Annotated in this window: 18 protein-coding genes; 11 read left to right on the forward strand and 7 right to left on the reverse strand. The window is 65.2% G+C overall.

Annotated features, from left to right (window positions below; all coding sequences use genetic code 11):
• Positions 1–83 precede the first annotated feature (83 nt).
• Positions 84–356, reverse strand: coding sequence for a hypothetical protein (locus ACR9YP_RS15035; protein ID WP_128937565.1), 273 nt, complete (start codon positions 354–356; stop codon positions 84–86).
• Positions 357–491: 135 nt separating this feature from the next.
• Entirely contained in the window at positions 492–3,176 is a 2,685-nt protein-coding gene (locus ACR9YP_RS15040; RefSeq protein WP_474220284.1) for a flavin-containing monooxygenase, read from the reverse strand.
• A gap of 189 nt (positions 3,177–3,365) precedes the next feature.
• On the opposite strand from ACR9YP_RS15040, the gene ACR9YP_RS15045 reads away from it, so the two are divergent.
• Positions 3,366–3,614, forward strand: coding sequence for a hypothetical protein (locus tag ACR9YP_RS15045; protein ID WP_370987533.1), 249 nt, complete (start codon positions 3,366–3,368; stop codon positions 3,612–3,614).
• A gap of 329 nt (positions 3,615–3,943) precedes the next feature.
• On the forward strand, positions 3,944–5,416 hold the full coding sequence (locus tag ACR9YP_RS15050) for a carboxylesterase/lipase family protein (protein ID WP_474220286.1): 1,473 nt from the start codon (positions 3,944–3,946) through the stop codon (positions 5,414–5,416).
• A 6-nt stretch (positions 5,417–5,422) separates the two neighbouring features.
• Here ACR9YP_RS15050 and ACR9YP_RS15055 read toward each other — a convergent pair whose 3' ends face one another.
• Positions 5,423–5,602: a hypothetical protein gene (locus tag ACR9YP_RS15055; protein ID WP_027572935.1), complete on the reverse strand. Its 180-nt coding sequence runs from the start codon at positions 5,600–5,602 to the stop codon at positions 5,423–5,425.
• A 154-nt stretch (positions 5,603–5,756) separates the two neighbouring features.
• On the opposite strand from ACR9YP_RS15055, the gene ACR9YP_RS15060 reads away from it, so the two are divergent.
• Positions 5,757–6,554 carry a DODA-type extradiol aromatic ring-opening family dioxygenase gene (locus ACR9YP_RS15060; RefSeq protein WP_370987535.1) on the forward strand — a complete coding sequence of 266 codons (798 nt, stop codon included), beginning with the start codon at positions 5,757–5,759 and terminating at the stop codon, positions 6,552–6,554.
• A 159-nt stretch (positions 6,555–6,713) separates the two neighbouring features.
• Here the strand turns inward: ACR9YP_RS15060 and ACR9YP_RS15065 are convergent, their stop codons facing one another.
• From ACR9YP_RS15065 to glgC, 3 genes are all read right to left on the reverse strand, one after another.
• A complete protein-coding gene (locus ACR9YP_RS15065; protein WP_091878893.1) occupies positions 6,714–6,974 on the reverse strand; it encodes a SemiSWEET transporter in 261 nt (86 codons plus the stop codon).
• A 133-nt stretch (positions 6,975–7,107) separates the two neighbouring features.
• The gene (gene glgA / locus ACR9YP_RS15070) at positions 7,108–8,565 is read right to left on the reverse strand and encodes a glycogen synthase GlgA (RefSeq protein ID WP_474220288.1); all 1,458 of its coding nucleotides are present in this window, start codon (positions 8,563–8,565) and stop codon (positions 7,108–7,110) included.
• The gene (gene glgC / locus ACR9YP_RS15075; protein WP_370987537.1) at positions 8,562–9,824 is read right to left on the reverse strand and encodes a glucose-1-phosphate adenylyltransferase; all 1,263 of its coding nucleotides are present in this window, start codon (positions 9,822–9,824) and stop codon (positions 8,562–8,564) included. Before glgC ends, glgA begins: the two co-directional genes overlap by 4 nt.
• A gap of 380 nt (positions 9,825–10,204) precedes the next feature.
• Between glgC and ACR9YP_RS15080 the strand changes: the two genes are divergently transcribed.
• Complete coding sequence (locus ACR9YP_RS15080; protein WP_091878885.1) at positions 10,205–10,627, forward strand: hypothetical protein; 423 nt, start codon at positions 10,205–10,207, stop codon at positions 10,625–10,627.
• Positions 10,628–10,750: 123 nt separating this feature from the next.
• Here the strand turns inward: ACR9YP_RS15080 and ACR9YP_RS15085 are convergent, their stop codons facing one another.
• Positions 10,751–11,731 carry an ABC transporter substrate-binding protein gene (locus tag ACR9YP_RS15085; RefSeq protein WP_474220290.1) on the reverse strand — a complete coding sequence of 327 codons (981 nt, stop codon included), beginning with the start codon at positions 11,729–11,731 and terminating at the stop codon, positions 10,751–10,753.
• A gap of 478 nt (positions 11,732–12,209) precedes the next feature.
• Here ACR9YP_RS15085 and ACR9YP_RS15090 point away from each other — a divergent pair, with 478 nt between their 5' ends.
• The 7 genes from ACR9YP_RS15090 to ACR9YP_RS15120 all read left to right on the forward strand — a co-directional run bounded on the left by ACR9YP_RS15090 (position 12,210) and on the right by ACR9YP_RS15120 (position 19,554).
• Positions 12,210–13,310: an ABC transporter substrate-binding protein gene (locus tag ACR9YP_RS15090; RefSeq protein WP_474220292.1), complete on the forward strand. Its 1,101-nt coding sequence runs from the start codon at positions 12,210–12,212 to the stop codon at positions 13,308–13,310.
• Positions 13,288–14,310: an ABC transporter permease gene (locus tag ACR9YP_RS15095; RefSeq protein WP_474220295.1), complete on the forward strand. Its 1,023-nt coding sequence runs from the start codon at positions 13,288–13,290 to the stop codon at positions 14,308–14,310. The genes ACR9YP_RS15090 and ACR9YP_RS15095 overlap by 23 nt, the downstream gene beginning before the upstream one ends.
• On the forward strand, positions 14,304–15,095 hold the full coding sequence (locus ACR9YP_RS15100; RefSeq protein ID WP_474220297.1) for an ABC transporter ATP-binding protein: 792 nt from the start codon (positions 14,304–14,306) through the stop codon (positions 15,093–15,095). Before ACR9YP_RS15095 ends, ACR9YP_RS15100 begins: the two co-directional genes overlap by 7 nt.
• The gene (locus tag ACR9YP_RS15105; RefSeq protein ID WP_474220299.1) at positions 15,089–16,261 is read left to right on the forward strand and encodes an acyl-CoA dehydrogenase family protein; all 1,173 of its coding nucleotides are present in this window, start codon (positions 15,089–15,091) and stop codon (positions 16,259–16,261) included. Before ACR9YP_RS15100 ends, ACR9YP_RS15105 begins: the two co-directional genes overlap by 7 nt.
• Before the next feature lie 30 nt (positions 16,262–16,291).
• Positions 16,292–17,392: an LLM class flavin-dependent oxidoreductase gene (locus ACR9YP_RS15110; protein WP_474220300.1), complete on the forward strand. Its 1,101-nt coding sequence runs from the start codon at positions 16,292–16,294 to the stop codon at positions 17,390–17,392.
• A complete protein-coding gene (locus tag ACR9YP_RS15115; protein WP_474220301.1) occupies positions 17,389–18,327 on the forward strand; it encodes an ABC transporter substrate-binding protein in 939 nt (312 codons plus the stop codon). Before ACR9YP_RS15110 ends, ACR9YP_RS15115 begins: the two co-directional genes overlap by 4 nt.
• 381 nt (positions 18,328–18,708) lie before the next feature.
• Positions 18,709–19,554, forward strand: a complete 846-nt coding sequence (locus ACR9YP_RS15120; RefSeq protein ID WP_474220303.1) for a CmcJ/NvfI family oxidoreductase — start codon at positions 18,709–18,711, stop codon at positions 19,552–19,554.
• Positions 19,555–19,563: the final 9 nt, after the last annotated feature.

Genomic DNA, 19,563 nt, shown 5'->3' on the forward strand with positions numbered 1-19,563 from the left:
TGAGGCGCTCACGTCTTTGCTTCCGATCCCTGACAACGAGAAAAACGGGAAGAAGGTTCCTGCTCGCGTGCTTGTGAAGGCCGTCAGAGAAATTCTCTTAAGCGCGATAGCTCGATGACGTGCTCGGGCGAGAGGATTTCGGTGACGAGCGGTGGCTGCGCCACGGTGCGGATCTCGTAGAGGTGCCGGGTTGCCGCCGGCTTCTGCATGAAGGCCGAGATGCACTCGTCGAGCGTACCTTCACTCACTTGATAGGAGTCTCTGTCCGGCCTTCGCTGGTTTGCCAGCGATGGCCATTTATGCAGCACCGCAAGCGCGCCGAAATCGACTTTTGAATCTCCGGCCACGTCCCCCATCATCCTGCCTCACACAAAAAACGACCCCAGCACACGGGTTCGCGTGCCGGGGTCTACACACCTGTCGCTGCATCTCAATGCCACGAACGCTCAACGCGGCAGCCGGGAAAAGGTTCCCGGCGGCGTTGTGCCGCTTCAGCTCGCGGCGGCCGCGATTTTGTGCCCCGGGCTGTCTTGGCCCAGGCTGCTCTCGCTGCGGCTGACCTCAGGAAGCCCGGCGAAGCGCCGCAAGGCCCCGGCCATCTGCGCCCGGCCGGGCACGCCGGTGATCACCACGTCCACCATCGCGAAGGACGAGTGGAAATGGCCGCTCGCCCTGAGCTGCTCGACCGGGACGCCGGCGGCGGCCATCGCCTCGGCATAGGCGACGCCCTCGTCGCGTAACGGATCGAACTCGCAGGTGACGACGAAGGCTGGCGGCAGGCCGGCGACCTTGCCCCGGAGCGGCGAGACGCGCGGGTCGGTGCGGTCCGCCGGCGAGCAATAGAGGTCCCAGAACCAGTACATCAGCGAGCGCGTCAGGAAGTAGCCGGTCGCATTGTCGTTGTAGGACGGACGATCGAAGGTGCAGTCGGCGACCGGGCAGACCAGGAGCTGGCCGGCGATGTCAGGCCCGCCGCGGTCGCGCGCGAGCTGGCAGGTGACGGCGGCGATGTTGCCGCCGGCGCTCCAGCCTGCGACCAGTACCGGGCCCGGCGTGCCGCCGAGCTCGGCGGCGTGCTCGGCGATCCAGCGCGTCGCCGCATAGCCGTCCTCGGCCGCGGTGGGGAAGCGGTGCTCCGGCGCATGGCGATAGCCGACGCTGACGAAGATCATGCCGGTCCGCCGCACCATATCGCGGCAGAGCGGCTCGTCCGACTGTTCGTCGCCGAGCACCCAGCCGCCGCCGTGGAAATAGACCACGATCGGATGCGGTCCTGCTGTTGCGGGCTTGTAGACGCGGTAAGGCAGCGCGCCGTCGGCAACTGGCAGGGTGCCGTCGACGATGTCGCCGATCGGCCGCCCCGCAGGCCGGCCCTTGTTGAACTCGTTGACGAAGGCACGTGCGCCGAGCGCGCCCATCGACTCGATCGGCGGCAAGTTCAGCGACACGAGCAGGTTCAGCACCAGCCGCACGTCCGGCTGCAGGCGCACCACTTCGCCGTCATTGCATTGCGCGGCGGCGTTGGGGCCGGTGAGCCTGAAGCCGAGCATGCCGCGGCTGACCACCTCGTCGCAGATGCTGCGATAGGGGCCGACGCCGCCCGTATAGGGCATCAAGCCTTGGACCTTGCCGGGCACGTTGGCGCCCGTGTACCAGGTGTTGGCGAGCCGATGCAGCGTCAGCATCGAGCAATCGGCCATGTGCCGGCCCCATGCGGCCTGCGCCGTTTCGGTCGGCTCGATCGTGTTGAAACCGGCATCGCGCAGCGCAGCAAGGCGATCGACGACCCAGTCGACATGCTGCTCGATCGATACCGCCATGTTCGACAGCACCGACGGGCTGCCGGGGCCGGTGATCATGAAGAAGTTCGGGAAGCCCTCGACCGTGAGGCCGAGATAGGTCTGCGGTCCCTGCGCCCAGACGTCGGAGAGCGACCGGCCGCCCCGCCCGGTGATCGGATGCACGGCACGGATCGCGCCGGTCATGGCGTCGAAGCCGGTCGCGAACACGATGACGTCGAGATCGAAGCTGCGGCCGTTCGTGGAGATGCCGCTCGCGGTGATCGCCTTGATCGGCTCCTGGCGCAGATTGACCAGCGTGACGTTCGGCCGGTTGTAGGTGGCGTAGTAATTGGTGTCGAGGCAGGGGCGCTTGGCGCCGAACGGATGATCGTGCGGCGTCAGCGCCGCAGCGGTTTCGGGGTCGTTGACGGCGGCGCGGATCTTCTCGCGGATCAGGTCCTGGACGATCTTGTTGCCGTCGACATCGACGGCCTGGTCGGCCCAGAGCTGCGTCAGGATGTGGACGAGGTCGCCGGCTGCCCAGGCGCGTTCGAACCGCTCGCGACGCTCGGCATCGCTCAATTGCCAGCTCACGACGGTCTGCTGCGGGTAGGGGACGCCGGCCATCGACTGGCGCGCCTGCTCGCGATAGGCCGCGCGATCGCCTTGCAGCAGGCTCATGCGGTCTGCTGGCGCCGGACCATTGTGTGCAGGCAGCGCGAAATTCGGCGTGCGCTGGAACACGGTCAGATGCGCGGCCTGCTCGGCGATCAGCGGGATCGACTGGATGGCCGAGGAGCCCGTGCCGATCACGGCGACGCGTTTTCCCGCGAGATTGACGCCGTCATGCGGCCAGCGTCCGGTGAAATAGACCTCCCCTTTGAAGTCCTTGACGCCGTCGATCTCCGGCGGCTTGGGCGTCGAAAGGCAGCCGGTCGCCATGATGTAATGGCGGCAGAAGACCGGTGCGCCGTTGTCGGTGGTGAGCTGCCAGCGCTCGGTCGCCTCGTCCCATTTGGCTTCGGTCACCTTGGTGTTGAAGCGGATGTCGCGCCTGAGGTCATAGCGATCGGCGACGAAGCCGAGATAGCGCAGGATCTCGGGCTGGGTCGCGTATTTCTCCGACCAGGTCCAGGCGGTCTCGAGATCCGGATCGAAGGTGTAGCTGTAATCGATGGTCTGGATGTCGCAGCGCGCGCCGGGATAGCGGTTCCAGTACCAGGTGCCGCCGACGTCGCCGGCCTCATCGAGGGCGACCGCCTTGAAGCCGGCCTTGCGCAGGCGATGCAGGAGATAGAGCCCGGCAAATCCGGCGCCCACCACGGCGACGTCGACCTGCTGGGCTGTTCCGCTCGCCGCTTGGGATTCACGTGCGGCGACCATTGCGTCAGGCATGGCATTCCTCCCGTGTATTTGTTTTGCCGGCAGGCTATCGCTGCAGGTTCGGCTTGTCATCAGGACAAGTGCAATCTTCGGTAGTCGTTTGCGGCGGCATCGTGGCCGCGCGAAGGTTATGGCGATACACGCACCGCGATGCACAATCGCCGGGATTGTCCGGGCTAATCAGACCACATCCTTCTGTGTATGCTTGCGCTTACAAGCCACGCGTACCGACCGGGCGTCATGACAGAGTTGAGTGAGAGAACCAAAGCGAACATGGACGTCGTCCTGGAGGAGACGTGTCGTCAATTGCCACATGGCGGTGATCACGACAGCCGCAGATTCATCGCCGAGCGCCTGATCGAGGCGGCACAGTCGGGGCACTCCACGCTCGGTGAGCTCGGCATCGTCGCGCGCCGCGCGCTGGCGGAGCTCCTCGCCAAGGGTGGTTAGGTCGCAGGCGCGATTCAGCCAAGCGTCCGGCCGCGTCGAGGGCGCGCTCCCTCGCCCCGCGCTTGCCGACAGGGAAGATCCCATAACGGTTTGGCACGGCCGGAGCACGCGCCTCGTCCTTCAAGACGACCGCTCGTTGATACTGCTGCCATGCATTCCGTCCTCATCCTGAGGAGCCCGCCTACAGCGGGCGTCTCGAAGGATGCGCCGCAAGGGAATCGCTCTCAATGAAATTGTCCCCAATAGGCACGACTGCCGCGAGGCTTGCCTCACTGGCGGCCGCGGACGTAACCTGCCGCAACCGTTCCGCGCATCGAGATGCTTCGAAGATGCGATCCGTGCTCGCGCTTGTTGCGGCTTCCATTGTCCTGTGTGGCGCCGGCTTGGCCGCGGCCCAGCCGGTCGGACAGTTTCCATTTGCGCTGACGCGTGAAGGTCAGATGCTTGGCGCCGTCGAAGGCGAGGTGGCCTCCTTCAAGGGGCTGGCTTACGCGGCGGCGCCGGTCGGCGCACTGCGCTGGCGCCCGCCGCAGCCGACGGCCGAGAGTTCGGAGATGCACACCGCCTTCGACTACGGCGCGCCGTGCCTTCAACCGTCGCTGCCTGCCGCGCGCGAGGATTGCCTCACGCTGAACGTGTTTCGTCCCTTCGGGGTCGACGGTCCGCTGCCGGTGATGATGTTCATCCATGGCGGCGCCTTCGTCGCGGGCACCGCGAACGATGCGGTGTTCGACGGCGCCAGGCTTGCACAGGCCGGCCTCATCGTCGTCACCGTGAATTATCGCCTAGGTGTGCTCGGCTGGCTCACTCACCCGGCGCTGTCGGAGGGCGGCTCCGGCAATTACGGCCTGATGGACCAGATCGCGGCGCTGCATTGGGTGCACGACAATATCGCGGCGTTCGGCGGTGATCCAAACAACGTCACCCTGTTCGGCAACGGCGCGGGCGCGACATCGATCGCACTGCTGATGCTGTGCCGGCAGGCGCGCGGTCTATTCCAGAGAGCCATTCTGCAATCAGTGCCCGGCCGCGCAGCTCTACACTCGCCGCAGGAGGCTGAGGTCGTGAGCGCGTATTTCGCCGCGGGACTCGCTTCCGAGCCGGATTTGCGGGCGGTCCCGCCGGCACGATTGCTGGCTGCCGAAGATCGCCTGCTGGCGAAATTCACGCGCGCCTTTGTGCCGGTCATGGATGGGAGCCTGGTGACGGAGGACATCGCTGCGGGATTCACGGCGGGGCACGAGAGCCGCATTCCCCTCATCATCGGCTCGAATGACGACGAGACGCGTTTCGGCGATGAACTCGACGACCAAGACGACCTTGCATCGTCAGGCCGCACGATCGATGGGCTGCGCGAGCTCTATCCCAATCTTTCGAAACCCTCGGAGCTGAAGGCTCGGTTCTATACCGACAAGGTCTTCTCCGAGCCGGTCAGACTGCTGGCCCGTCTTCACGCGGCCACCGGCGCGCCGACCTTTCGCTATCGCTTTGGCTATGTCCCCGAGGCGCGGCGCGCAAATCCCGATCGTGGGCACGGACGCGAGTTGCAGTTCATCTTCGGTGCGGAAGGCGTGCCCGGTGCAGGAATCTTCTCGCGAGGCGATCGCGAGGTCGCAAGCCGCATTCGCGGCTACTGGATCAACTTTGCAAGAAGCGGCGATCCCAATGGCCCCGGTCTGCCCCAGTGGGATACGGCCGCAGAGCGTGATCGCCTGCTGCTGATCACCGACGACCGCACCGCGAGCGGAGACGACCCCTTCGCGGAGCGTCTCGATCGGATGGCAGGTGAGGGCAGGAAATGAGTTGGATTATGCCGCGAGCTCGACGCGCGGCGCCGGGCTCAGCCGGTCTTCTTCCAGATAGTCGATCGCACCGTCCTTCTCGACGGCGTAGAACTGCTGGCCTTCCCGCGACTTGAAGGCGGCGCGAACGACGCCGCGGCGGCCCTTGTCACTGTTGACGACGTCCCCCAGCGCAAACTTCCTCATCTTCCGTCCTCGTCTTCTGGCCGACTGCTTCGGCCACGCCGGGGATTTTGGAAGGCAAATCGTTAACGGCTTGCTAACCATGCCGGTTTGCCTATGCTCGCCGCTGATCGCGCGGGCAGCTCGCACGCGCCTGTTGCCAACGAGACACGAGCCCATGACGCGATTTCCGACCTTGTTCCTGTCGCATGGTGGCGGCCCCTGGCCGTTCATGGAGGACAGGCGGGTGCAGTACGCGAAGACCGCCGCGGAGTTCGGCCGGTTGCCGCAGCTGTTGCCGGAAAGGCCGAAGGCCGTGCTCGTCATCACCGGACATTGGGAGGCCGACGCCTTCACCGTGTCGACCTCGGCGCATCCGCCGATGGTGTACGACTATTACGGTTTCCCCGAGCATACCTATCACCTCAAATATCCGGCGCCGGGCCAGCCCGCGCTTGCCGCAGAGGTGAAGGCGCTGCTCGCGCGCGCCGGCCTCGATTGCCGGGAGGATCCCAATCAAGGCTTTGACCACGGCACCTTCGTGCCGCTCGGCCTGATGTATCCGAATGCGGACATGCCGATCGTGCTGCTATCGCTGAAGTCGAGCTATGACGCGGCCGAGCACATCAGGGTCGGGCAGGCGATCGCACCGCTGCGCGACGAAGGCGTTCTGATCGTCGGCAGCGGGCTCACCTATCACAACATGCGCGGCTTCAATCGACCGGAGTCCAAGCCGGTCTCGTACGACTTCGAGGCCTATCTGAACGAGGCCATCAGCAATCCGGATGCGGCCCGCCGCAACGCGATGCTGGTCGACTGGGAGAACGCACCCAGCGCGCGTCTTGCGCATCCGCGCGAGGACCATCTGCTGCCGCTGATGGTCGCAGCCGGCGCCGCCGGCAGCGATTTCGGCCGTCGCGTCTTCGTCGACGAGGTCGCGGGCGTGGCGATGGCATCGTATGTGTTTGGCGGTTGACTTTATCCCTCTCCCCGCTTGCGGGGAGAGGGTCGGGGTGAGGGAGAATCTCCGCGAGCGAGGTGAGAGTTGGATTCGTGGAGAGTCCCCCTCACCCGGAATCCGCGCTGCGCGCGAATTCCGACCTCTCCCCGCAAGCGGGGAGAGGTGAAGGGCAGCTTACCCGTATTTCAGCTTCATGAACAGGATGCCGCCGGCGAGCAGCATGGTGATGGCGTTGGCGGCGACCAGCGGGGCGTCGCCAGAGAGCAGGCCGTAGAGGAGCCACAGCGCCAAGCCCAGCACCATGACCAGGAACATGCCGAGCGAGATGTCGCGCGCCGAGCGCGTTTTCCAGACCTTGATGAATTGCGGCGCGTAGGCGACGGTGGTGCAGGTGGCGGCGGCAAAGCCGAGCAGCTTGATCACGAAGGGGTCCATGCCCGGCTCTATAGCATGGATTCGATGCCGGTCATGCCTGGAGCCTTTTCCGTTCCGACGAAATCGGAACGGGGCTCTACATTCCAGTTCTGACGCGTTTTCTTCACGCGAACCGGTATCTACTTCGCTCGCTCTATGCCCGGCGGGCCGCCATGAGGTCGCGGTAGAGTGCGGCATAGTCGCCGGCGCGGTTGCGCCAGGAGACGTCGGTCGCAAGGCCGCTTCGTTGCAGCCGCCGCCAGGTCAGCTTGTCGTGGAAGGTGGTGTTGGCCTTGCGCAGCGTGCCGGCGAGGGCGTCTGCTGTCACGGGGCCGAACTTGAAGCCGGTGGCATCGTGGCCGGACGCATCTGCCTCGCCGATGTCGACGATGGTATCCTCGAGGCCGCCGACACGTGACACGATCGGGACGGCGCCATAGCGCAGCGCGCAGAGCTGGGTCAGGCCGCATGGCTCGAAGCGCGACGGCACGATCAGCGCGTCCGAGCCGGCCTGGATCAGATGCGCCAAGATCTCGTCGTAGCCGATCACGACTCCGATCCGGCCGCGATTGGCGCGTGCGGCGGCCTGGTAACCGTCCTGGAGATCGCGATCGCCGCTGCCGAGCAGCGCGAGCTGCATGCCTTGGTCCAAAATGGTCGGAATGGCCTCGAGCAGGAGATCGAGGCCCTTCTGCCAGGACAGGCGGCTGATGACGCCGAGCAATGGCGCCTCGTCCGAGGAATCCAGATTGAACTGCTGCTGAAGTGCCGCCTTGTTCGCGGCCCGGAACGTGAGATCTTCCGCGCCGAAGCGGTAGGCGATGTGCGGATCGGTTTGCGGATTCCACACGGAGATGTCGATGCCGTTGAGGATGCCGCTGAGCACGCCCGCGCGTGCGCGCAGCAAGCCGCCGAGCCCCATGCCGCCTTCGTCGCTTTGAATCTCTTGCGCGTAGGTCGGCGACACCGTGGTGATGCGATCGGCGAATTGCAAGCCGGCTTTCAGGAAGCTGATGCCGCCGAAATATTCGATTTCGTTGACGTTGAGGGAGTGCCAGGGCAGGCCGATCGCACCGATCAGCTCAGGGGCAAACTTGCCCTGATAGGCCATGTTGTGAATGGTCATCACGGTGCCGGGCCGCGGCCGGTTGTCATAGTGCAGATAGGCCGGCGCGAGCCCCGCCTGCCAGTCGTGGGCGTGCACGATGTCGGGCACGAAGGCAGGCACGAGGCCGTGACCGATATCGGCGGCGACGCGCGAGAGCGCGGCGAAGCGCACGCCATTGTCCGGCCAGTCGACGCCATCGCTGGTGACGTAGGGGTTACCGGGCCGCGCGTAGAGATGCGGCACGTCGAGCACGAACAGATCGAGGCCGTCGTGCGAGCCGGCGAGCAGCCGGCCCGGCCCGCCGAAATAGTTTGGCCAGCGCCGGATTTCCTCGGCGCCGGCGAGCATCCGCGTCACGTCGGGATAGCCGGGCATCAGGGTGCGCATCTCGACGCCATGCGCCTTCAGTGCAACCGGCAGCGCGCCGGCGACATCCGCGAGGCCGCCGGTCTTGACGATGGGATAGACTTCAGAAGCGACCGCGAGGACGCGAACAGGCGTCATGTATTGAGCCTGTCGATCATCGGCTGGGTGATCAGCGAGATGCCCTGTTCGGTGGTGCGGAAGCGCTTGGCGTCGAACTCGGGATCTTCGCCGACGACGAGGCCCTCGGGGATGTCGACGCCGCGGTCGATCACGACGTTCTTCAGGCGAGCGCCGCGGCCGACATTGACATAGGGCATGATCACGGCGTTCTCGACATTGGCGTAGGAGTTGACCCGCACGCCGGTGAACAGCAGCGAGCGGCGCAGCGCGGCGCCGGAGATGATGCAGCCGCCCGAGACCAGCGAGCTCACGGCCTGGCCGCGCCGGCTCTCCTCGTCGTGGACGAATTTGGCGGGCGGCGTGATCTCCGCATAGGACCAGATCGGCCACGCGCGGTCAAACAGATCGAGTTCCGGCACGACATCGGTGAGATCGACATTGGCGGACCAATAGGCGTCGACGGTGCCGACGTCGCGCCAATAGGCGCCGTTGTGGCTGCTGGAGCGCACGCAGGAGGTCGAGAACTGGTGTGCGAACGCGCGGCCGTTCTTGACGAGGTACGGAATGATATCCCTGCCGAAATCATGGTTCGAGTTCGGGTCCTCGGCGTCGCGCTTGAGCTGGTCGAACAGGAATTTCGCGTTGAAGACGTAGATGCCCATGCTGGCGAGCGAGACGTCCGGCTTGCCGGGCATCGGCGGCGGATCTTTCGGCTTCTCCAGGAACGAATGGATCCAGCCTTTCTCGTCGATATGCATGATGCCGAAGCCCGACGATTCCGCGCGCGGCATCTCAAGGCAACCCACCGTGACGTCGGCGCCGCTCTCGACGTGCTCGCGCAGCATCACCTCGTAGTCCATCTTATAGATGTGGTCGCCGGCCAGCACCACGATGAAGCGGCAGGCGTGGGATTCGATGATGTCGATGTTCTGGTAGACGGCGTCCGCCGTGCCGACATACCACATGTTCTCGGAGACGCGCTGGCTGGCCGGGAGGATGTCAAAACTCTCGTTTCGTTCCGGGCGGAAGAAGTTCCAGCCCATCTGAAGGTGCCGGATCAGGCTGTGCGCCTTGTATTGGGTCGCGACCGCGATACGGCGGATGCCCGAGTTCACCGCGTTCGACAGCGCGAAGTCGATGATGCGGGACTTGCCGCCAAAATAGACCGCCGGCTTGGCGCGCCGGTCGGTCAGCTCCAAAAGCCGGCTGCCGCGTCCACCAGCGAGGACGAACGCCAGCGCTTGGCGGGCAAGCGGTTCATTACCGACGGCACTCATGTCATCCTCCCACACTCTGGCATGCCGGGGCTTTTTGTCGCGAGAAGCCCCGCGGTCCCGCGCCCATTGGAACCGATAGTAACGGTACGAATAGTAAATCGGGAAGTGGGTTGTTGGTTGCGCGCAACGGGAAGCTTAATGCTTTGCCTTGATGTCTTTGCCGTGGCCGAAGGGCTACAGCGTCGCGCCGCTGTCACATCGGGCGGAGCAGATCGTTGGGCCTTGCGTGCCGGTGGCCATTTCGCAACGAGGCGTGAACGGGACTTGTGCGCCGCACGCAAAGTCCGGGCTTTGACTTGGCGCTTTGACTTGGCGCAAGGATGTCCGATCATGGTGTTGCGATCCTTTTCCAAGCGAAACGTCAGACAGGGAGTAAGACGATGAGGATCTGGACAACGGCAATTGCCTGTTCGCTGGCCGGCGTGGTCATGGCCGGCCAAATCGAACAGGCTGCGGCGGGTCCGATGCCGACCAACGTCGCGACCATGAAGGCCGCGGCCGGTGATGATGTCACGCAGGTGCATTGGCGCGGCGGCGGCTGGGGATGGGGCCTCGGTGGCCTCGCGGCCGGCGCGATCATCGGCGGCGCCATCGCCAGCGGCGCGCCTTACGGCTATGGCTATTATGGCGGCCCGTATTACGGCGGCTATGGATATCCGGGATACGGCTATGGTTATGCGCCGGCCTATTACGGCTACGGGCCGGCCTACGCCTATCCGCGGTACTATGGCTATCGCCGGTACTATCGGCCTTATTATGGCTATCGGCCGTATCCGCGTCCGTACTACCGCGCCTATTGGTGATTTCACGCGGCTAGAGCGAAAGCCACACGATCAGGCTCATGCAGGCCAAATGCGCGAGCACGATCGCGGCGAGATGCAGCGGGCCGGGCTTGAGGCGAAAGCCGCGCATCTCGCCGTTTTCGTTTAGTTCGATCCTGCGGCCGCGGCGGTGAAGCTGCGGTCGACGGCTTTGCCGACGTCGAGCTTCTTCGGCAGGATGCCGTAGCGCGTCGAACGGTCGGAGGCTTCCTGCACCTCCTTCACGACGTTCTCGTCGATCACGATCGGGCTGGTGCGCTGCGCGGTGTAGGCCGACAGCAGCACGTCTTCCGGCAGCTTGGTCAGCTCGGCCGTGTTCTTGGCATATTCGGCCAGGTGATCAAGCGACCATAGCCGTGCCTTGTTCAGCCGCTGCACCAGATCCTGTACCGCCGCGCGCTTGGTAGCGATGGCGTTGTCGGAGGCGACGATCAAGGTGATGGTTGGCGTCAGGCCCTCGCCGTCGGCGATCACGCGGGCCTTGTCCTTCAGCGTCGCGAACGAGACGTAGGGCTCCCACACCGCCCATGCATCGATCGAGCCGGCGAGCAGCGCGATCTTGGCGTCGACCGGCCCGAGCGGCGCGAAGGTCGCATCGTCCAGCTTGATCTCTGCCTTCTCCAGCGTGGCGTCGATCAGGAACTGTCCCCAGCCGCCGCGCGTGCCGGCCAGGCGTTTGCCCTTGAGGTCGGCGGCCGACTTGATCGGCGAATCCTGGCGCACCAGGATGGCCTGCGTCCTCGCGTCCGACCTCGTGCCGCCGATGGCCTTGATCGGCGCATCCGCCGCGTAGACCGACAGGAACGAGAGATCACCGGTATAGCCGACATCCAGCGCACCGGCGTTGAGCGCCTCCAGGATCGGCGCGGCCGCGGGGAATTCCGACCACTCGATCTTGTAGGGCAGGTCTTTCGCGTAACCGGAGATTTCGAGCAGCGAGCGGTTGCCGCCCTTCTGGTCGCCGACGCGCAGCACGACTGGGTCCGCGGCAAAGGCCGCGGCAGTCGTCGACAAGGTGATGGCGGCAGCGAACAGCGATACCGCGAGTCGGCGGGTGATGGAATGGTCGTGGGAGTTAATGCTCATATGGCCTGTCTTGTTGCTTGGCTCACGACGCGTGAGCGAACGATGCAGCGAGACGATCAAGTCTATGACCGCGCGATGCGCCGTCAATGAAATGGCTATCCGTATTGCAGATGCGTCAGGCAATGACGTTTTAGTAGAGCGCTGCTTTCGAGAACGTGCGGTGTGCGCGGCCGAAACTGCGCAGGAATGAAGCAGGAGCGGGACGCGCGGCGCGCTCTGCCAACTGATGCATTCGCGAAAATCCTTTCATCGTTCGCGCGCATGCCGATGGAGAGAATGACTTCGCCTCGCACAACATTCGAAATTCCATTTCATTGACGATGCGGCGCGTGCGCCGCATGATTTGCGCATCGCATCAACGCGGCGCGTGACGCGCCGACGGAAAGATTTTCTCTCAACGCAGCTCCATACGGAACATGCGCAACGTAAGCCGTTGCGCACGTAGCGGAGCCGTGCCAGCGCAGGAGTGGGGTGACTGATGAGCAACGACGACAAGCGCGATGGATCGAGTCTCGATCGGCGCCATCTGCTCCGGGCGGGGTTGGCTGCGGCCTTCGCCGCGCCGCTCGGCGCGCTGGGCGCGCAGGCATTTGCGCCGCGCGGGATTGCGCCCGGCGTCGACTTCTCGGAGTTTCCGTTGTGCCGGACGGCTTCCGATGCGCCTGCGCTCACCGGCGCGCCGCGCAAGCTGAAACTGTCATGGAATGCCGGCGCGGTCTGCCTCGCACCGGTGCCGGTCGCGATCGAGCACGGCTTCTTCCAGAAGCACAATCTCGACGTCGAGCTCGTCAACTATTCCGGCTCGACCGACCAGCTGCTCGAGGCGATCGCGACAGGAAAGAGCGACGCCGGTCTCGGCATGGCGCTGCGCTGGCTGAAGCCGCTGGAGCAGGGGTTTGACGTCAAGATCGCCGCAGGCACCCATGGCGGCTGCATGCGGGTGCTGTCGCGCGGCGATTCCGGCGTTGCCAGGCTCGCCGATCTCAAGGGCAAGATCGTCGCGGTCGGCGATCTCGCCGGCCCTGACAAGAATTTCTTCTCGATCCAGCTCGCCAAGCTCGGCATCGATCCGGTCAAGGACGTCGACTGGCGCGCCTATCCCGGCAATTTGCTCAACGTCGCGGTGGAGAAGGCTGAGGTGCAGGCCTTCCTGTCCTCCGATCCGCTCGCCTATCTCTGGCTCAAGGATACTCAATACAAGGAAGTCGCTTCCAATCTCGACGGCGAGTATCGCGAAAAGAGCTGCTGCATCCTCGGCCTGCGTGGCAGCCTGGTGCGCGAGGAGCCGCAGGTCGCCCGCGCCATCACGCAGGCGCTGCTCGATGCCGCGATGTTCACCGCGCAGAATGCGACGGTTGCGGCAAAATCGTTCCAGCCCTACGCGCCGAAGGCGGCCGCGCTCGCCGACATCGAGGGCATGGTGCGCTACCACACCCACCATCATCATCCGGTCGGCGACGTGCTCAAGCGCGAGCTCAAGGCCTATGCCGACGATCTGAAGAGCGTGCAGGTTTTCAAGCCGACCACCGACACGGCCAAATTCGCGGAGCGCATCTATGTCGACGTATTCGCTGTCTGACGGCCTCGCCTCCGGCGCGCCGCGGCTCTCGCGCGCGCCACTGCTTGCGACCTGGATCAGAGAGTCGGGCGTCGGCGTGCTCGCAAGCATTGCCTGGATCGCCTTCGGCCTGTCCTGCCTGTGGTGGGAGGATGTCGGCGACTGGTCGCGCACGCATTCGCTCGGCATTGCGGCCTTCATCGTCGCCGCGGTCGCCTTGTTCGGAACGGTCGGTGCCGATTATCTCGGCTCCGCAGGGCGGGGTTTGCGCAAGCGCGCGCCCTGGCTCGTGGCGCTCGGCGCCTTCCTGACGATTTGGGAAGTCGCCACTGCAAAGTTCGCCTGGGTGCCGCTGCCGTTCTTTCCGCCGCCGCAGGCGATCATCGAGGTCTATACCGATGATCTGCCAAAACTGCTCGACAGCGTCTTTGCCTCGGTTAAGCTTCAGCTCGGCGGCTATTTGATCGGTGCCACGGTCGGTTTCCTGACCGGTGTCTCGATCGGCTGGTCGCGCGCCGTCGGTTATTGGGTGCATCCGGTGCTGCGCTTCATCGGTCCGTTGCCCGCGACCGCGTGGCTGCCGATCGCCTTCTTCACGTTCCCGTCGAGCTGGAGCGCCTCGACCTTCCTGATCGCGCTGGCGACCGGCTTTCCAGTCACCGTGCTGACCTGGTCGGGCGTCGCGAGCGTCAGCAATGCCTATTACGACGTCGCGCGGACCCTGGGCGCAAAGCCGTCCTTCCTGGTGCTGAAGGTCGCGATCCCGGCGGCACTGCCGCACGTGTTCGTCGGCCTGTTCATGGGGCTCGGCTCGTCCTTCGCGGTGCTGGTCGTCGCCGAGATGATCGGCGTCAAGGCGGGCCTCGGCTGGTACCTGCAATGGGCGCAGGGCTGGGCCGCCTATTCCAACATGTATGCGGCGCTGATCGTGATGTCGCTGCTCTGCTCCGGCGCGATCACGCTGCTGTTTTCGATCCGCGACCGCCTGCTGGTCTGGCAGAAGGGGACCGTGAAATGGTAGCTCTGGCTGAAGCGATCGCGCATCCGGCCGCCGGCGCCGCGCTCGATATCGAGCAGGTCAGCCACGCCTTCGATATCGATGGCGCCGAGCTGCCTGTGCTCAGCGACGTTAGCATCTCTGTCGAGCCCGGCGAATTCGTCGCGCTGCTCGGCCCATCCGGTTGCGGCAAGTCGACCTTGCTGCGGCTGGTCGCCGGTCTCGACAAGCCGAAGGCGGGCAGGTTGCGGGAGGACGAGGATCGCATCAGAAGTCCGCATCCCTCGCGCGTCGTCGTGTTCCAGGATCCGACCCTGTTTCCCTGGCGGTCGGTCTGGGACAACGTCGCCCTGGGCCTCGAGGCCCAGGGCATTTTGAAGAGCCAGCGTCACCGCGTCGACGCCGCGCTCGATCTCGTTGGCCTCTCGTCGTTCCGCAACGCCTATCCGCACCAGCTCTCCGGCGGCATGGCGCAGCGCGTCGCGCTGGCGCGCGCGCTGGTCAACGATCCCAAGATCCTGATCCTCGACGAGCCGCTGGGCAAACTCGACTCGCTGACCCGCATCACCATGCAGGCCGAGCTCGTCTCGCTCTGGCAGCGCAAGGGATTCACCACGCTACTGGTGACGCACGATGCGGAGGAAGCCCTGGTGCTCGCCAACCGCGTCATCGTGTTCAGCGATCGCCCGGCACGGGTCAAGGCCGACATCCGCGTCGACCGACCCTATCCACGCCATCGCGGCGATCCCTATCTGGCTGATCTGCGTCGCCAGATTCTTGGCCTGCTGGGGCTGGATGCCACATGGTGACCTCTATAGCGAAAGGGCGCACGGCCCCTAGCGAGCCCGACTACATCGCGCGCGCCGAGGCGCTGGCGACGAGCTTTGCCACGCGCGCGGCCGAGCATGACCGCAATGGCAGCTTCCCCTTCGAGAATTTCCGCGAGCTCTCCGAGGCGGGCCTGTTGTCGCTGGCGGTGCCGGCAGTACATGGCGGTGCTGGAGCGGGTGCACGATACGCCGCGCGCGTGATCGGCATCATCGGCAAGGCCGATCCGTCGACGGCGCTGGTGCTGTCGATGCACTATATCAATCATCTCGTCATGGCGCGCAGCCCGACCTGGCCGGCGCGGCTGTCGCGCAAGCTCGCGCGCGAGAGCGTCGAAGGCCTTGCGCTCGTCAACGCGCTGCGGGTCGAGCCGGAGCTCGGCTCGCCCGCGCGCGGCGGCCTGCCGGCGACGATCGCGCGGCGCACCGAGACCGGTTGGCACCTCTCCGGCCACAAGATCTATTCGACGGGATCGCCGATCCTGAAATGGTACCTGGTCTGGGCCCGGACGGACGAAGCCGAGCCGCGCGTCGGACAGTTCCTGGTGCCGGCAGGCCTGCCGGGCACGCGCATCGTCGAGACCTGGGACCATCACGGCCTGCGCGCCAGTGGCAGCCACGATGTCGTCTTCGAGGATGTCGTGATCCCGCTCGATGCCGAGGTCGATGTCCGCAAGCCGGCGAACTGGCGTACGCTCGACGTCACGCAGGCGACTGTCCACACGGTCTTCGTTGCTGCGATCTATGACGGCGTTGCCCGCGCCGCGCGCGACTGGCTGATCACGTTCCTGAAACAGCGCGCTCCCGCCAGTCTCGGTGCGCCGCTCGCGACCTTGCCGCGGGCGCAGGAGATCCTCGGGGCCATCGAGACGCGGCTCGCAGTCAATGCGCGGCTGATCGAGTCTTTCGCGCGCGATTTCGATGACGGCGTCGAGCTCTCCGCGAGCGAATCCAATGTCATCAAGCTCACCGTGACCAACAACGCCGTCGCCGTGGTCGAGGACGCGCTGTCGCTGACCGGCAATCACGGCCTATCCCGCACCAATCCGCTGGAGCGGCACTATCGCGATGTCCTGTGCGGGCGCGTGCACACGCCACAAGACGATTCCACGCGCATTGGCCTCGGCCGCGCCGCATTGGGCCTCTAGCCTTTCCGAAAAACAACCAGGGAGACGGTCATGTCGATCGAGTTCATCGGCTTCATCAGCAACAGCAATTCGTCCGAAACCGTCGTCCGCGAGGGGCCGGTGCTCAACCCCACCCACATCGAGACGGTGGCAAAGGCGCATGAGAATGCCGGCTTCGATCGCGCGCTGCTGGCGTTTCATTCGACGACGCCGGATGCGCTCCAGGTCGCGCAGCACGTCCTGAACCACACTGACCGCCTCAACGTCCTGATCGCGCAGCGGCCCGGCTTCACCGCGCCGACGCTGCTGGCGCGGCAGTTCGCGGCGCTCGACCAGTTCTCCCGCGGACGTGTCGCGCTCCACGTCATCACCGGCGGCAACGCCACCGAGCTTCGGCAGGACGGCAACACGCTCGACGACAAGGATGAGCGCTATGCCCGCACCTCCGAATTCCTCGATGTGCTCAAGCTGGAATGGACCAGTGACAAGCCGTTCGCCTACAAGGGCAGGTACTACCAGGTCGAGAACGCCTTCTCGCAGGTGAAGCTGTATCGTCCCGAAGGGATCCGCATCTATTTCGGCGGTGCTTCCGATGCGGCGATCGACGTCGCCGGCAAGCACGCCGACACCTTCGCGCTGTGGGGTGAATCCTATGCGCAGGTGCGCGACGTCACCTCCCGCGTCCACAACGCGGCGGTCCGGCAGGGGCGGCCGACCCCGCGCTTCAGCCTGTCGGTGCGGCCGATCATTGCGCCGACCGAGAAGCAGGCCTGGGAGAAGGCGGAGGACATTCTGGAGCGCGCGACCGCGCTTCAGGACAAGACCGGCTATCGCAAGCCCGCCGACGGCCACGCCACGGCCGGCGCGCGGCGCCTGCTCACGCTCGCCGACCAGGGCAGCCGCATCGACAAGCGGCTCTGGACCGAGATCGCAAAGCTCACCGGCGCCAACAGCAACACCACCGCGCTGGTCGGTACGCCCGAGCAGGTCGCCGAAGTCTTTGGCGACTATTACGACCTCGGCATCACCCATTTCCTGATCCGCGGCTTTGATCCGCTGATCGACACCATTGAATATGGCCGCGAGCTGATCCCGCTGACACGCAAGCTGATCGCCGAGCGTCGGGCGGTTCGCGGCGAGGCCGCGGAATGATCCGTCTGATGTTGGCCGGCGCGCTGCTGTTCGCCTCGTTCGAACTGGCGGCGGCGCAAACCACCTTGCGTGTCGGCGATCAGAAGGGCAATGCGCAGGCCGTGATGGAAGCGGCCGGCGTGCTCAAGGATGTCCCCTACAAGATCGAGTGGAAGGAGTTTCCGGCGGCAGCTCCACTGCTGGAAGCGCTCAGCGCCGGTGCGATCGAGACCGGTCTCGTCGGGGACGCGCCCTTCACCTTCGCCGCGGCCTCCGGCGCGCCGGTGAAGGCGATTGCCGCCATCAGGCAGACGCGCGAGGGGCTCGCGATCCTCGTGCCCGAGAACTCCCCGATCAAGAGCTTTGCCGATCTGCGGGCTAAGAAGATCGCAACCGGTCGCGGCTCGATCGGCCATCAATTGATCCTCGCCGCGCTCGAGAAGAACGGCTGGAGTGCGAGCGACGTGCAGATCGCGTTCCTTGCGCCTTCAGATGCCAAGATCGCCTACATGCAAGGCTCCGTCGACGCTTGGTCGACCTGGGAGCCCTATGTCAGCCAGGAGGAGGTGCTGTTTAGGTCGCGACGCATCATCACCTCGGAAGGTCTGACACCGGGGCTGAGCTTCCAGGTGGCGCGGCCCGATGCCATCCGCGACAAGCGCGCGGAGCTGACCGACTTCATCCGACGCCTCACCGCGGCGCGGGCGTGGTCGCTGAACAACATCGATAGCTATGCCGCGACCTGGGGCAGGTTGATGAACATCCCGACCGCCGTGCCACAGAACTGGCTCTCGCGCGCAAAGATCCGCATCGCGCCGATCGACGATGGCGTGGTCGCGGACGAGCAGAGCACGATCGACCTCTACTTCCGCTGGGGCCTGATCAAGCAGAAGCTGGACGCCGCGGAGATCGTGGACCGTTCGTTCGCCGATGCAATCGCGAAGGCGGGATTGTAGGCGGCTCTACTTGCACGGCCAGTTTACCCTCCCCTGGAGGGGGAGAGTCGGCTCACGTTGAGCGCAGCGAAATGTGAGACGGGGTGGGGTGAAGGTCTCTCCACGTCTAACAGTGTTTCTCGTGGAGGGATCACCCCACCCCGCTCGCGCTGCGCGCGATCGACCCTCCCCCTCCAGGGGAGGGTAAGAGGAAGAAGCTTTCACGAGCGCTTCAAGGACTCGTGAGGAAAGGAGGAGGTTTCCAGCGCAATCGCCTTGCTCGACACATTCCTTCTGCATTTCGCGCCGACGACAACACCCCCATTGCTATTTGCTCCACCTCCCTTGCGCCACTCCGCGTCCCGCCAAAATCAATCCAACGACCACATCGGGAGACCGGCCATGGGCCTGCAAGAAACAAAAATCGAATCGCTTCCCTTCGTCACTGCCGAACTCAACTATCTCGCACCGACATCAGCCAAGCCGCGCACCTACGCCTTCGATCCGCCCCCAGGCGAGCCGAAGAGCACGGCGCTTGCCGAGCCGCATCAGGTCCCGATCTTTGACGCGCGGCTGATTGCGCAGAATTTCTCGCTCGATCGCGAAGGCTTTGCGCTGGTGCGCCATCCGACGCAGGTGAAGGATTTTTACAACGACGAGGAAATTCGCGCCGTCTACTATCCCGCCGTCGAGGCGTTCCTGCGGGCGACGCTGAAGGCCGATCGTGTCGTCATCTTCGATCATACCGTGCGCAAGCGCGTCGAAGGCGCCGCCGACATTCGTGGTGGCGGCCCGCGCCAGCCGGCGACGCGCGTGCATGTCGACCAGACCGCCGTCTCCGGCGCCAATCGCGTGCGCGAGCACCTGCCTGACGAAGCCGAAGAGTTGCTGAAGGGGCGCGTGCAGGTGATCAATCTGTGGCGGCCGATCCGCGGCCCCTTGCGCGATTCACCGCTGGCGATGGCCGACGGCACGACGGTTGCGCCCGACGATCTCGTCGCCTCCGATTTGATTTATCCCAACCGTCGCGGCGAGACCTATTCGGTGAAGTACAATCCGAACCACCGCTGGTTCTATTTCCCCGAGATGACGCCGGACGAGGCGCTGCTGCTCAAGTGTTATGACTCCGCAACCGACGGCCGCACGCGGTTCGGGCCGCACACGGCCTTCGTCGATCCGACCACACCGCGAGATGCCGCCCCGCGCGAGAGCATCGAGGTGCGCACGTTGGTGTTTCACAATCGGTAACAAAGTGTG

It is taken from the genome of Bradyrhizobium sp. BR14999 (assembly GCF_056106085.1).